The 13,839-nt window shown below is 62.0% G+C and carries 15 protein-coding genes; 4 read left to right on the top strand and 11 right to left on the bottom strand.

The window, feature by feature from the left end:
• The first annotated feature begins 228 nt into the window (after positions 1-228).
• Complete coding sequence (locus QMO82_RS18055) at positions 229-1,419, top strand: RNA ligase RtcB family protein (RefSeq protein ID WP_246718296.1); 1,191 nt, start codon at positions 229-231, stop codon at positions 1,417-1,419.
• Complete coding sequence (gene prfH / locus QMO82_RS18050) at positions 1,406-2,020, top strand: peptide chain release factor H (protein ID WP_183607832.1); 615 nt, start codon at positions 1,406-1,408, stop codon at positions 2,018-2,020. The genes QMO82_RS18055 and prfH overlap by 14 nt, the downstream gene beginning before the upstream one ends.
• A gap of 419 nt (positions 2,021-2,439) precedes the next feature.
• On the opposite strand, the gene preA is transcribed toward prfH, so the two are convergent.
• From preA to QMO82_RS18030, 4 genes are all read right to left on the bottom strand, one after another.
• Positions 2,440-3,753, bottom strand: a complete 1,314-nt coding sequence (preA, locus tag QMO82_RS18045) for an NAD-dependent dihydropyrimidine dehydrogenase subunit PreA (protein ID WP_183607833.1) — start codon at positions 3,751-3,753, stop codon at positions 2,440-2,442.
• 15 nt (positions 3,754-3,768) lie between these two features.
• Positions 3,769-5,130: an NAD(P)-dependent oxidoreductase gene (locus QMO82_RS18040; RefSeq protein WP_183607834.1), complete on the bottom strand. Its 1,362-nt coding sequence runs from the start codon at positions 5,128-5,130 to the stop codon at positions 3,769-3,771.
• 403 nt (positions 5,131-5,533) lie between these two features.
• On the bottom strand, positions 5,534-6,529 hold the full coding sequence (locus QMO82_RS18035) for a sensor histidine kinase (protein ID WP_183608337.1): 996 nt from the start codon (positions 6,527-6,529) through the stop codon (positions 5,534-5,536).
• A gap of 192 nt (positions 6,530-6,721) precedes the next feature.
• Positions 6,722-7,516, bottom strand: a complete 795-nt coding sequence (locus tag QMO82_RS18030) for a response regulator (RefSeq protein WP_003581798.1) — start codon at positions 7,514-7,516, stop codon at positions 6,722-6,724.
• A gap of 252 nt (positions 7,517-7,768) precedes the next feature.
• Here QMO82_RS18030 and QMO82_RS18025 point away from each other — a divergent pair, with 252 nt between their 5' ends.
• Together QMO82_RS18025 and QMO82_RS18020 are read left to right on the top strand one after the other, a co-directional pair.
• Complete coding sequence (locus tag QMO82_RS18025; protein WP_024319398.1) at positions 7,769-7,975, top strand: NepR family anti-sigma factor; 207 nt, start codon at positions 7,769-7,771, stop codon at positions 7,973-7,975.
• Between the two features lie 10 nt (positions 7,976-7,985).
• On the top strand, positions 7,986-8,543 hold the full coding sequence (locus QMO82_RS18020) for an RNA polymerase sigma factor (RefSeq protein WP_007630757.1): 558 nt from the start codon (positions 7,986-7,988) through the stop codon (positions 8,541-8,543).
• Positions 8,544-8,754: 211 nt separating this feature from the next.
• On the opposite strand, the gene QMO82_RS18015 is transcribed toward QMO82_RS18020, so the two are convergent.
• The 7 genes from QMO82_RS18015 to hemP form a co-directional block, all read right to left on the bottom strand.
• Positions 8,755-9,156, bottom strand: coding sequence for a hypothetical protein (locus tag QMO82_RS18015; protein WP_183607835.1), 402 nt, complete (start codon positions 9,154-9,156; stop codon positions 8,755-8,757).
• Between the two features lie 9 nt (positions 9,157-9,165).
• Entirely contained in the window at positions 9,166-9,510 is a 345-nt protein-coding gene (locus tag QMO82_RS18010; RefSeq protein WP_097621243.1) for a DUF883 family protein, read from the bottom strand.
• A 147-nt stretch (positions 9,511-9,657) separates the two neighbouring features.
• On the bottom strand, positions 9,658-10,452 hold the full coding sequence (locus tag QMO82_RS18005; RefSeq protein ID WP_183607836.1) for a heme ABC transporter ATP-binding protein: 795 nt from the start codon (positions 10,450-10,452) through the stop codon (positions 9,658-9,660).
• A gap of 23 nt (positions 10,453-10,475) precedes the next feature.
• Positions 10,476-11,585 carry an iron ABC transporter permease gene (locus QMO82_RS18000; protein WP_183607837.1) on the bottom strand — a complete coding sequence of 370 codons (1,110 nt, stop codon included), beginning with the start codon at positions 11,583-11,585 and terminating at the stop codon, positions 10,476-10,478.
• A gap of 2 nt (positions 11,586-11,587) precedes the next feature.
• Positions 11,588-12,517 (bottom strand): hemin ABC transporter substrate-binding protein, encoded by a 930-nt coding sequence (locus QMO82_RS17995; RefSeq protein ID WP_183607838.1) that lies wholly within the window; start codon positions 12,515-12,517, stop codon positions 11,588-11,590.
• 12 nt (positions 12,518-12,529) lie between these two features.
• Positions 12,530-13,579, bottom strand: a complete 1,050-nt coding sequence (locus QMO82_RS17990; protein WP_183607839.1) for a hemin-degrading factor — start codon at positions 13,577-13,579, stop codon at positions 12,530-12,532.
• An 8-nt stretch (positions 13,580-13,587) separates the two neighbouring features.
• The gene (hemP, locus tag QMO82_RS17985) at positions 13,588-13,770 is read right to left on the bottom strand and encodes a hemin uptake protein HemP (RefSeq protein ID WP_183607840.1); all 183 of its coding nucleotides are present in this window, start codon (positions 13,768-13,770) and stop codon (positions 13,588-13,590) included.
• Positions 13,771-13,839 lie beyond the last annotated feature (69 nt).

Genomic DNA, 13,839 nt, shown 5'->3' with positions numbered 1-13,839 from the left:
TTCATGCTTGCATTGAGTTCTCGTTTCGCCTAAAGGGCGCTCTCGATTGTTTCTGGAAAGGGAGCGCCACGATGACGAATATCTCCGCACGCCCCGAGAGGGTTTCGGCTTAAGTCAGCCAAGAAGCTGATGCATGCCGGTTGAACATCGCCGTATCAAGCGATGAAAGACCACTCATATCCAGAGTTCATTATCATGGGCAATTCTATCGGGAGCGGAAGCTCCTCGATGACGTCGGCGGCTCATCCGGCGGTCATCAATCGTTTCTTTTCCGGTTCGGCCTGGATCGAAGGCGCCGCCTTAAACCAGCTCGACGAAATGTCCCGCCTGCCGGGCGTTTTGGAAATCGCCGCCTTTCCGGATCTGCACCCCGGCAAATACGGTGCGACCGGCGTGGCATTGTTGTCGTCCCGGCTGCACCCGCTGCTGATCGGAAACGATATTGGTTGCGGCATGTCGCTCTTCGCTCTCGACCTGCCATTGCGGAAGCTGAAGATCGACAAGGCGGCGGAACGACTGCGCCGGCTTGAAATGCAGGCGATCGGAGATGCTTCCGAAATGCTTGTAGAAGCCGGTCTGGCTGCCGATCTGGTACCCGGTGCCCTGGGCACGATCGGCGGCGGCAATCATTTTTGCGAGCTGCAGGCCGTGGAAGATCTTGCCGAGGGCGGACGCGCTGCAGGTCTCGATGATCAGCGGCTCTATCTGCTGGTTCATTCCGGTTCGCGGGCCCTCGGCGCTGCCGTCTTTTCAGAGGCGGTGGTGGCTCATCCGAGGCTGGTCGCCGGTCTCGAGCCTGGCTCGGAGGCGGGCGGTGCCTGGCTTGCGAGTCATGACCGCTGTGTTGCCTGGGCATCGCTGAACCGGCGGCTGATCGCAGTCCGGGCCGCAGCCGCACTTCGCGCCGATCTCAGCCTCGTCGCCGACATACCGCACAATCTCGTTCGCCGCTGCGATCGCGGATTTGTGCATTACAAGGGCGCTGCGGCCGTTGCACCGGGCGAACTCGCACCGATTGCGGGATCGCGGGCGAGCCTCAGCCATGTGGTTGTTGCGACCGATGGCGTCAGCCGTTCGCTCGGCGGCATCTCCCATGGAGCCGGTCGCAAATATGACCGGGCCACGATGCATGGGCGTGTCGGCCGCAACCGCTCGGAACGCGAACAGCTGTTGCGCAATGCCTGGGGCGGGGTCGCCATCTGCGATGACCGTGCTCTGGTCGTCGAGGAGGCGTCGTCGGCCTACAAGGATTCCGGGCAGGTCATCGGCGATCTCGAGCGCGAGGGCCTGACCGTCGGGCTTGCCCGCCTGCGGCCGCTCGTCACCTTCAAGAAGGCGGTCGATGAAGCGGAGGTCGAACAGCGCCGGCGCAAGCCCGATCATCGCAGGGAAGGAGGGCGCGGTCATGAGCGCTATTGATCTTCTCGTGACATCGGGCAATGGCCCGGTGGAGTGCCGTATCGCGCTCTCCGCCCTTCTCGGCATCCTCGAGCGCGAAGCGCTCGGGTTGGGCTGCGCTTTCGAAGCCAGTCTTGGCCCGATGCCGGATCAACACGGCGCGAAGTCGGCGATTGTCAGCCTGGACGGTTCCGGGGCGGCGCAGATCGCCAGCGACTATTGCGGCACGATCCGCTTCACCTTCAAGAGCCCGGCGCGTCCCGGTCACAAACGGCAGAATTGGTACGTTGCGGTTCAACGCATCGATGCCAAGACTGAGGGCGGCGAGGTGACGATCGATCCGGCTGATCTGCGTTTCGAAACGCTGAGAGCCGGCGGACCGGGCGGGCAGCATCAGAATACGACCGATAGCGCGGTTCGTGTTCTGCATCGGCCGACCGGTCTCGTGGTGACGGCGCGCGACGAACGCTCCCAGCATCGCAACAAAGCTCTGGCGCTGCGTCGTCTTGAAGCGATGTTGCGCCATCTCGAAGTGGGGAGGCAGGAGGCGGCCAAAGCCGGACGCTTCATCGCCAACCGCACCATCGAGCGAGGCAACGAGGTCAAGACTTTCAAGCTGTGATCCGGCACTGCCGGTCTGACCACGTTAGGAGACGGCGCCCTTCCGCAAAGGGCGCCGGCTCTTTCACTCACGGTCTCTAAAAATAATAGTCCCGTTCGATACCGTCATAACGGCCGGATTGCAGGCAGCAATTCTTGAAACCGCCTCCTGGAGCCGCAAAGGCAGGGATCGTTGCGTCCGAGTTTTTCGATCAGTTCGACGTTCCCATGAACGATTTGCGAACCGGTCTTGACCCGGGCTTCGGACGGGAAGGATTTACGCCGTTTCGACGTGACCTCAAAAGCTGAGGTCGGTGAGGTGTTTGCGAGCCATGGCTGCCTCCTCTTCGTGGACACGCTGCGATCGTGCAGCATGGTCGCCATAAATCCATCATAGGCTCAGCGCAACGCCGCGGATCGATCCGCGGCGTTGCAAAGCCGTCACTCCGCCGCCTGGCGGGCCATCGGGTTGTTCGGGTGCGTCGTCCAGTTGGCGTAGTTCGGGTCGACCACGCGGCCGGTGCGCTTGTCGAGGGTGCCGGCGGGAAGCTGCTCCATGGTGATGCAGTTCTCGACCGGGCAGACGCTGACGCAGAGATTGCAGCCGACGCATTCCTCGTCCATCACCTCGAAGTGGCGCAAGCCATTGACGACGTTGGTGATCGCCTGATGCGAGGTGTCTTCGCAAGCGATGTAACAGCGACCGCATTTGATGCAGGCGTCCTGATCGATCTTCGCCTTGGCGATGTAGTTGAGGTTGAGATACTGCCAGTCGGTGACGTTGGGCACGGCGCGGCCGGTGACGTCGTCGAGGCTTTTGTGGCCCTTTTCATCCATCCAGTCGGAAAGGCCCGTGATCATTTCCTGGACGATCTTGAAGCCGTAGGTCATCGCCGCTGTACAGACCTGCACGTTGCCGGCGCCGAGAACGAGGAACTCGGCGGCGTCCCGCCAGGTGGTGATGCCGCCGATGCCGGAGATCGGCAGGCCGTAGGTTTCGGGATCGCGGGCGATCTCGGCGACCATGTTGAGCGCGATCGGTTTCACCGCCGGGCCGCAATAACCGCCATGGCTGCCCTTGCCGCCGACCGTCGGGTTGGGGGCGAAGTTGTCGAGATCAACGGAGACGATCGAGTTGATCGTGTTGATCAGCGAGACGGCATCGGTGCCGCCGGCCTTGGCGGCGCGCGCAGGACGGCGGACGTCGGTGATGTTGGGCGTCAGCTTGGTGATGACGGGCATGCGGGTGTACTGCTTGCACCAGCGCACGACCATTTCGATATATTCCGGCACCTGGCCGACGGCGGAACCCATGCCGCGCTCCGACATGCCGTGCGGACAGCCGAAATTGAGCTCGATGCCGTCGGCGCCGGTCTCTTCGACGAGAGGCAGGATCGATTTCCAGGCCTGTTCCTCACAAGGCACCATGATCGAGGCGATCAACGCCCGGTCCGGCCAGTTCATCTTCACCTGCTTCATTTCGCGCAGGTTGGTGTAGAGGTCGCGGTCGGTGATGAGTTCGATGTTGTTCAGACCGAGCAGGCGGCGGTCGGCGCCCCAGATCGCGCCGTAGCGCGGGCCATTGACGTTGACGACGGGCGGGCCTTCCTCGCCGAGTGTCTTCCAGACCACGCCGCCCCAGCCGGCCTTGAAGGCGCGCTCGACGTTGTAGGCCTTGTCGGTCGGCGGCGCAGACGCCAGCCAGAACGGGTTCGGGGATTTGATGCCGACGAAATTATTGCGGAGATCAGCCATTGTTCATTCTCCCCTTCAAGCAACCGCGACAGCCGGAGCGGCTGCTGCGGACAGGGTGCGATGGATGGATTCAGCCGCATCGCGACCGTGGGCGACGGCGGAAACCGTGAGATCGTCACCGCCGAAGACGCAGTCGCCACCGGCCCAGACGCCGTCGAGCGACGTGCGGCCTTCGACATCGACGGCGATACGGCCGGATTCCATGCGCAGCGAACCGAGGCCCGCGGCGTCAAAGCTCTGGCCGATCGCCTTGAAGATCTGGTCGGCGGCGATCACGCCGGTTTCGCCGGTGCCGATAAGGCGGCCTTCGAGCAGCTTCGTATATTCCACCTCGATGGCGGCAACCTTACCGTCCTGCGACAGGATCGATTTCGGCGCCAGCCAGTGGCGGATGATGACGCCCTTGGAGCTTGCCAGATCCTGCTCGAATTCGGAGGCGTTCATCTGCTCCTTGCCGCGGCGGTAACAGATCGTCACCTCCTCGGCGCCGAGCAGCTTCGCCTGCACGGCAGCGTCGATCGCCGTCATGCCGCCGCCGAGGACGACGACCCGGCGGCCGATGGCGATGTCGCTCTTGTCTTCGGCCTGGCGGAGCGCTGCGATAAAATCGACGGCATCGTCGACGCCGGCAAGGTTCTCGCCGTCGATGCGCAGCGCGTTGACGCCGGCAAGGCCGATGCCGAGAAAGACGGCGTCATACTGCGCCTGCAGATCGGAGAGCGAAAAATCGCGGCCGAGAAGAGCGCCGTGCCGGACTTCGATGCCGCCGATCGACATGATATAGTCGACTTCCTTCTGGGCGAAATCGTCGACCGTCTTATAGGTGGCGATGCCGTATTCGTTGAGGCCGCCGGATTTTTCCCTGGCATCGTAGACGACGACGGAATGGCCCTTCACGGCCAGGCGATGGGCTGCGGCAAGACCCGCCGGCCCTGCGCCGACGACGGCGATCGTCTTTCCGGTCGGTTCGGCCCTGGCGTAGAACTGCCGGCCGGTCTGCATGGCGGCATCGGTCGCATAACGCTGCAGGCGGCCGATCTCGACGGGCCGCTCTTCGGCCGTGTTGCGCACGCAGGCCTGTTCGCAGAGTTCTTCGGTGGGACAGACGCGGGCGCACATGCCGCCGAGGATGTTCTGATCGAAGATCGTCTTTGCCGAACCGAGCGGATTGCCGGTCGAGATCTGCCGGATGAACAGCGGAATGTCGATCGAGGTGGGACAGGCCGTCATGCACGGCGCGTCATAACAGAAATAACAGCGGTCGGCGGCGACCAGCGCTTCGTGATTGTCGAGGCGCGGATGAAGATCGGAAAAATTAGCCTCATACTCGGCAGGCGACAGCCGGCCGGCATGAATCCCGGTTTCCAGTCGTTCCATTGAAGTTCCCTCATTATTGGTAAACGGCCTGTGAGGAAAAGGTAACTCAGGTTTAAAAATTTATCAAACGGTAAAATTTTGACGACTATGCCTTCCGCGACTTCGGATAACCTATTGTTTTAATGAAGTAATTTTTGCGGTACCGGGTCAGCGAAATGGCTGGGCGTGGGGTGGGACAAGAGGATCCGAAAAAAGATTCAAAAAAGTTGATTTTTTTTCGTTCGCCGGGGAACCAATATTTGATGTCGTCGTTATTGCGATATCCGGATGGTGATCGCATCGACCCAACATGCGCGCCCCCAACCCACTATCCGGACGTACTCACGGTCCCCTCCCGGTGAGTGAAGACAGCCGGTGCGCCGCCCTCGCACCGGCTGTTTTTCCGTTATGGGTTGTTGAACTTTCACACGCGCTTGAAGATTTCGAATTCGGTTTCCGGAATGGTCAGACGATATTCGATGCGGCCGGGAACGAGGCTCAACTCCGCCTTGCCGTTGACCGACGAGGGCACGACACGCTCCAGCACGGTGCGGCCGAAGCTGTTGTCGCTGAATTCGTGGATTTCCGATTGATCTTGCAGCACCTCTGCCCAGGCGACCTCAATCGCCCTCCTCTCGCCGATCATGGCTTCCCGGCAATTCAGCGTGATCGAGGCGCCGCCGCCCGATATCGCGCCGTAGGAGGCGGAGTTAACGATCAGTTCGTGAAGGGCGAGGCCGAGATGGACGGCGGCATTCGGGGTCAGATGGGCATTGATGCCATAGATCGGCATGGAGCCCGATGTTTCCGGCCAGTAGGGAGCGAACTGTTTTTCGGCGAGCTCGAAGAGATAGGCGCCGCGCCAACTCGAATCGGTGATCAGATCTTGCGAGTTGGAAAGCGATTGCAGCCGCCCGCGAAACTTGCCGAGGAAACTGTCGAGAGAGAGCGTGTTGCGCGCCGTCTGCGTGGCGATGCCCTGGATGATGGCGAGGAGGTTTTTCGAGCGGTGCGAAAGTTCGCGCAACAGCGATTTCAGCACCTTTTCGCGATGCCGGCTTTCGGTGACTTCAGCCATGACGGACAGAAGACCATATTTGCCGTGCTCACCGGTTCGCTGGATTTTCAGTTCATAGGTGCGCATTTCGCCGTCGATGGGGATCTCGACCTCGGCATTGTTGGGGATGCCGGTTTCCAGCACCTTGTGTTTCAGCGCCGTCAGATATCGTCCATGCGCGTCGCCGAAAAGAGCGGCGTCGCTGCCGCCGGGTGCGAAGAGTGCCGCGAAATACGGCGGCAGATTTTCGGCGTAGAAGATCGAAAGCCGGGCGTCCTGGCAGAGGATTGAAATACCGGCGCTGCCGAGCGCGCGTTCCATCATTGCCGCTTTGCCTTCGAAGGTAAAAGGCACGCCGGACAATGGCTCAGTCCTGTTCACTCGGCCGCCTTTCCCTGTGACATCTTGAACCTCGCTGAAGGGAGCGCCCCTCGAGGCTCCGCCTGTCAACTCTAGAACAAAGCGCTGCAAAAACCGTTAAAACCACCGGAGCGTCCCGGTAGCACCGGAACGCCTGTTTTGGCGATTTGGTTCCGCGGGCCGAAGAATTGCGTCTTAGGCGGCCACTCTGGTCGATTCGTTAAAGAAGAGAGCCTGGCTTATCAGTGCCTTGACCATGTCCGGATTGAAGGGCTTGGTGACAAGGAAAGTCGGTTCGGGGCGCTCGCCGGTCAGAAGCCTTTCCGGGAAAGCGGTGATGAAGATCACCGGCACGCTCGATGTCTTGAGGATGTCGTTGACCGCGTCGATACCGGAGCTGCCGTCGGCAAGCTGGATGTCGGCCAGGACCATGCTCGGCTTGGTCTTGTTGTAGAGCGCGACGGCCTCGGCATGCGTGCGGGCAATGCCGGTGACGCGATGGCCGAGGCTTTCGACCATTTGCTCGATATCCATGGCGATCAGCGGTTCGTCCTCGATGATCATGATATCGGTCGCGACCTGACGGGAAATCTCCTGCGAGGCCATGTCGAGCAGACGCATGACGTCCTGTTCGTCGAGTTCCAGGATTTCGCCGATCTCGGCGACGCGGAAATTCTCTACGGAGGCAAGCAGGAAGGCCTGACGGGCGCCCGGTGAAACCTTCGACAGGTTCAGCGTGGCGCGCTGTTCCCAGGCATAGGGCGATGTCGGTTCTGGAATCTGGACTGCGGTGGAACCAAACAATTGCGTGAACAGTTTGTAGAGTGCCACCCGGTCATTCGCCGTATCCGGGAAAATCGTGAGATCGGCGATGATGGCTTCGAGTACGGCGGCGACATAGGCGTCGCCCGAAGTCTGAGTGCCGGTAAGGGCGCGGGAATAGCGGCGCAGATAAGGAAGGTGCGGCGCGATTCGAGTGGAAAGTGTCATTAAGGGCTCCCGTATGCAGGCCGGCATTGGCTCCAATGACCGGTTAACGTCGCCTTGATAAAAAAGTTCCGGAACGGCAGGAACTTTTTTTGTCGCGCCGCATTATTCCAGCCGACAAGGAAGGGCGTAGCGTTTTGACCCATGAAGCAAAAAATCCCAGCGACATCGACAATCGAAGGCTCGATGTCGATGGTTGAAATCACGATTGATCCCATGCACGCCCCAACAGACAACCGGCGAGAAGACGAATTGATGACGACACGCAAGAAAGAAGCAGCCGATCAGCGCAAGCTGGAGCTGCGGGCAAGCGACATCCTGGACCCGAACAATCAGATCGGTGTCCGGCTGCGGTCGCTTTATGCGGCCGCACAGGATGAAGCGATCCCCGATCGTTTTCTCGACCTTCTCGAAAAGCTCGACCATGCCGAAATGATGGCTTCCGCCAAAATGGCCGAATAGGATCATCCGCATGGAAGATAAAGCGCAACCCAGCTTCAAGCGGGAACTGCTGGCGGCACTCCCCAGTCTTCGCGCCTTCGCGATCTCGCTCATCGGACGGCATGATCGTGCCGACGATCTCGTCCAGGACACCATCATGAAGGCCTGGGCCAAACAGGATCATTTCGAGATGGGCACCAATATGAAGGCCTGGCTCTTCACGATCCTGCGCAACGAACTCTATAGCCAGATGCGCAAGAGCGGCCGCGAGGTGCAGGACAGCGACGGGCTGTTCACAGAATCGATGGCGATGCACCCCTCGCAATATGGCGCACTCGATCTGCAGGATTTCAAGAAGGCGCTCGACCAGCTGCCGCCGGACCAGCGCGAGGCGATCATCCTCGTCGGCGCCTCGGGTTTTTCCTATGAGGAGGCCGCCGAAATCTGCGGCTGCGCCGTCGGCACCATCAAAAGCCGCGTCAACCGCGCCCGCCAGCGGCTGCAGGAATTGCTGCAGATTTCAGGCGAGGCGGACTTTGGGCCTGACGCCACCTCGGCGCCGCTGACGTCGAAGGCTTTTGCGTTCTGAGAAGGGTTTGTTTGGGAGGAAGGCCGGTTGCCCTCACGGGCGCCGCTTTTTTGGTTTGTAGGATCGGGAGAAGGAGGCAAATCCACGCAACGGATTGGCTAGTCAAAGCAATACCTCCCTCATTCCTGTGACAGGCACAGGAATGAGGGAGGCTGGGGTGGGCGTACCTGCCTAATCTCACGTTGGCACGTGAGGCGGAGTAAGTCCCTCATCAATCCTCACGCTTCGAGCCCACCAGATTGGCCGCGACGATGGCGGCCAGGACGCCGGCGGTCAGGAGGGGCTGGGCGCGGATAAGGCCGAGGCCGACAGTTGCGAAGGATTCAAGCGCCGCGCGGCGTTCGCGGGCGCGACGCTTCTCCCTGACATTCATAACCGCCATCACCACCAGCGCGATGATGGCGATCAGCAGCGCGCCCGCGGCCAGGAAAAGAACTGCGCCGAACGCGCCGTAGATGCCGGCGAGCCAGATGGCACCGGCGGTGACAACAAGCGCATAGGCGGTGAGGAGAAAAAGTGCGGCAAGCGCGATGAAGATGCTATTGCGCTTGGCGCGCGCAACAGTCCGATGCACGCTTGCGCCCGTCAGCACACTGAGGATCGAAAACAGCATCGCGCGTCCTCAGCGCCGAGCGAGGAAAGCGATGGCCAGGCCGAAAGCGGCAGCGGCGCCGATCGTTGCCAGCGGATGTTTGCGCACGGTCGCGCGCATTTCCGTCGTACCGCGCTCATAGCCGCGCTGCAATTCGCGCAGCAGATCCTCGCTGCGGCCGAGCAATTCCTCATAACCGGCGCCGGCCTGGCTGCGGATTTTTTCACCCTGGTGGCGCGAACTCTTGCCGACGAGGCGTGTCAGTTCCGCGAGTTCGTCGCGCAACGCTTCGATCTGCTCCTCGATGCCGGATTCCAAATTGTGGAAGGTGCCGTTGCGGCGGCTGCGGCCGGACTGGAAGATAGAATAGCTCATGGCTGTCTCCATTGGCTGGGGCGCGCGCAAGCCCGCCTAATTCGCACTGGGGTCACCACCGTCCGTTGCATGAATCATATCGCCCGGCATTGACCCAGATCACTGCCGAAAACGTGTCGCACGGTCAAAAGTTCCGTGCAGGCGGGCTCAGGGGCGGGAAACGGCGCTGTGGGCAAGCAGGAAGGGGGTGCCGTCGGCCGGCACCTGGTTGATCCGGAGTGCGCAGCCGAACACCGAGAGCATGGTTTCGTCGGTCAGCACGTCACCGATGCTGCCGGCGGCGGCGAGGCAGCCGGATTTCATCAGCACGATGTGGTCGGCAAAGAGAGCCGTTAGATTGAGGTCGTGCATGACGGCGATGACGCCGCCGCCGCGCCGGCAGAAATCGCGAGCAAGCGTCATGATCGTCAGCTGATGGCTGATGTCGAGGCTCGAGACTGGCTCGTCGAGCAGCAGCCAGCAGGGCTTGCCGTCGACGACGGGCTCGGCGATCTGGCAAAGCACGCGGGCAAGCTGCACGCGCTGCTGCTCGCCGCCGGAGAGTTCCTGATAGAACCGGCCTTCGAAGCCGGTCAGGTCGACCGAGGCAAGTGCTGCGGCCGCCGTCTGCTCTGATTTGTCGGGATTGCGGTTGAGGCCTGATGTCAGGCCCATGCGGACGATCTCGCGCACGGTGAAGGGAAAGGAGATCGTGCTTGCCTGCGGCAGCACGCCCCGAATGGCGGCAAGCTGCCAGGGTTTCAGCTCCTTCACTTCGTCGCCGCCGATGCGCACCGAGCCGCCATAGGCAAGCTCGCCTGATATCGCCTTCAGCGTCGTCGTCTTGCCGGAGCCGTTCGGCCCGGCAATCGCCGTCAGCTCGCCCGCCTTTGCCGTGAAGGCGACGTCGCTGATGATGGCCTTGCCGGAAAGGCGCACGGAGACGCCGGACACTTCGATCATATGAACGTCACTCCCAACATCGTTCACAGGGCAAGGCGCGAACGCTGCCGCAGCAGGATCCACAAGAAGAACGGCCCGCCGACCGCTGCGGTGATGATGCCGATCGGCAGCTCGGCCGGGGCGACCAGAGTGCGGGCTAGCACATCGGCGAAGATCAGCAGCGAGCCGCCGAGCAGTGCTGCGGCCGGCAACAGGAAACGATGGTCGGGGCCGATCGCCATGCGCAGGATATGCGGGACGACGATCCCGACGAAACCGATGCCGCCGCTGACGGCGACGGAAGCGCCGGTCGCCGCAGCAACGCCGACGATCGCGACATTTTTCAGCCGCTGCACAGGCACGCCCACATGAAAGGCGGCGGCCTCGCCGAGGGTGATGGCATTGAGGCCGCGGGCCATAAAGGGCAGGGCGGTGAAGGACAACAGGATGATCGGGCCGGCGGCGGCGATCTTCGTCCATGTGGCGCCGGCAAGTGAGCCCATGCTCCAGAAGGTCAGGTCGCGCAGCTGCTGGTCGTTGGCCATGTAGATCAGCAGGCCTGTCATGGCGAGGGCGAGCGCGCCGAGCGCGATGCCGGCAAGCAGCATCGTCGCCACCGAGGTCTGGCCGTGGCGGGTGGCGATCCTGTAGAGCAGCAGCGTCGTGACGAGGCCGCCGCCGAAGGCCGCCGCCGGCAGGGCGTAAATGCCGAGCAGTGCTGTGAGCGGGGCTGCAAGGCTGCCGCCGAGCACGATGATGGTGACTGCGCCGAGGCTTGCGCCGGAGGCGACGCCGACGAGGCCGGGATCGGCCAGCGGATTGCGGAACAGGCCCTGCATCACCGTGCCGGAGACCGCCAGCGAGGCGCCGATCAGGAAGCCGAGGATCGCCCTCGGCAGGCGGATATCGAAAATGATGATCCGGTCACGCGTGCTGAGCGCCCTCTCGGAGCCGGCCATGTTGCTGATGACGTCGAGGATCGAGGCATCCGAAGCGCCTGTCGTCACGGAAAACAGCATCGAGAAGACCGAGCCGACGACGAGCAGGGCGATAACCAGCAAGGCGAGCCGCGTCCTGTCGCCCGCCTGCCGGCTTGCCCGAACGTCCGCCATCGGGAAGTGTCGCCCTCGTTCCATGGCTTGCGGCAGGGTCATGATCAGCCCCCGTAGATCGCCGTGTTGAGATCCCGCGCGGCGGCTGCCGTGCGCGGACCGAAGCCGAGCAGGTAGACGCCATCCATCCGAATGATCGCTTTCTTCTCGCCTGCCGGCGTCAGCGCGATCGCCGGCTGCGCCAGCAGGTCCTCGTTCCTGGTGCCGGCGCCATCGCCGCGGTTCATCATCAGGATGATGTCGGGCTTGGCCTCGATGATCGCCTCGTCGGTCAGCGGCTTGTAGCCTGGGAATGCGCCGACGGCGTTGATGGCGCCGGCGAGCTTGACGATGCCATCGGCGGCCGTGCCGGTGCCCGATGCCATGATCCGGCCGTTCTGGGCGCTGAGGATGAAGAGAACGCGCTTGCGTTCCGCTTCCGGACGCTTTTCGGCATCGGCGATCGCCGCGTCGAGATCGGCCGCGATCTTTTCTTCCAGCGCCTTCGCCTTGTCTGGCACGCCAAGCAGCGTGCCGACCCGGTCGATCTTGGCGATGATGCCGTCGCGGGTGAAGGCGTTCGGCACCATCTCGAAGGGCACGCTGGCATTTTTCAGCACGGTCAGCGCCTCCTGCGGCCCGGAACCCTCGACAGCGATGATTGCGGTCGGGTTCATCGCAAGGATGCCCTCCGGCGAGAGCGCCCGCATGTAGCCGATATCGGGCAGCTTCAATGCCGCCTCGGGATAAAGGCTCGTCGTGTCGCGGGCGATCAGCCGGCTTTCCTCGCCGAGCGCGTAGACGATCTCGGTGACGTCGCCGCCGACCGAAACCAGCCGCGACGTGTCGAGCTTTTTTTCCTCGGCATGGGCGGCGCGGACGAAGGTGAAGCCTTTGACCGTCGGCGCCGATGGGATCAGCGGCAGTGCCATGACAACAGCCGTCAGGGCCAGTTGCCAGGGGCGGATCCGGGGCAGATTGTTACGCATCGTCATAGCTTATGATCCTTATGCGGCCACGCTGGCTGCCCGCGGCAGGTTTTCCATGATCTCACGCCACGCGGCGCGTTCGTCGGAACCTTCCTGCCGCTTGCCGAAGAACTGGATGATCATCTCACCGTCGGCATCGTAAGCCTCCAGCGACGTGACGTGGCCGTCCTTGGTCGGCTTGCGCACGGCCCAGGTCTCGGCGATGTGATCCTGGCGCAGATGCAGGTGGAAGGTCGGATCCATGATATTGATCCACGGGCCCATGGCCTGGACGTTGAAGATCGGGCCGGAATGGATCTGGACGATGCCGTTATTGGCGACGAAACACATGATCGGCAGGCCCGACTTCACCGAGGTATGCATCATCTCAGCCGTCGCTGTATTGTCGAGCTTCCAGGCATAGTCGTCGCCGACGCTGCGCACGGCCGCCTGACGGCCGATCTTCAGACGCTTCAGCATGCCGAAGAACTCATGCGTATCGGTGAGCTTGCTCCAATTGTCGCGCAGCTCGTCCCGGCTGACGTCGGCGGTTTCGTCGACGGCATTTAAGGTGTTAGCCTCGACGAAGTCCTGCGACTGGTCTTCCAGCTTCAACTCGGCGACGATTGCGTGATAGGCCTCGACATTCGAATTCGGGCGCAGGTGCACCTTGTGTACGGCACTGCCCGCCTTGTCGAAATATTGCAGGCTGAGGCGCACTTGGTCGCCATCCTTCTTGGAGACGGCGAAACCATGTTCCCAGCGGCTCGGGAAGATGCGCAGGTCGATATTCTCACCGAGAACGATGGCGGCCTGCACGCCGCTCTTGATGTTTTCGAAGATGCCGATCTTTTCGTGCACGGCACTTTCGTTGCGCGACAGCGCCATCACTTCGCCGAGACCGGCCACGCGTTCGAGAAGCTTCAGCGCGCTGCCATCGATTCGGGTCACACTGATGCCGGTTTCGGCGGCGACAAGGGCTGCCTCGGAAATCTTCAGCCGGGCGGCGATATCGCGCTCGCGCATCTTCGGATTCTCGGCGCGAAACGCACGGATTTCGGCTGGCGCCGGTCTTGTCTGTTCGGTCATGTCCTACCCTACTTATTGAGAATGAGCTTGCCCTGTCGAGTGATCTTCAGGCGATAGACCGAGCCGTCGTGTCTAATCATGATCTCGTTCGTGCCGTGGAAGAGATCCGCGCTTTCGACGATCCGGTGCTGTGCCGCAGGCTCGCTCTGCAGTGGCACGTGCTTAAAGTTATCTGGCTTTTCAACCATCATTTCGGTTTGGCAATTCTGTGGGGCCGGGGCAGGGGTCCCCGGTTGTGATGACATTTATCTTGACTTTCT

It is taken from the genome of Rhizobium sp. BT04, assembly GCF_030053135.1.
GTDB lineage: Bacteria > Pseudomonadota > Alphaproteobacteria > Rhizobiales > Rhizobiaceae > Rhizobium > Rhizobium binxianense.
Note: the sequence above shows the minus strand (reverse complement) of the source record. Positions and strands in the feature narration are given on the sequence as shown.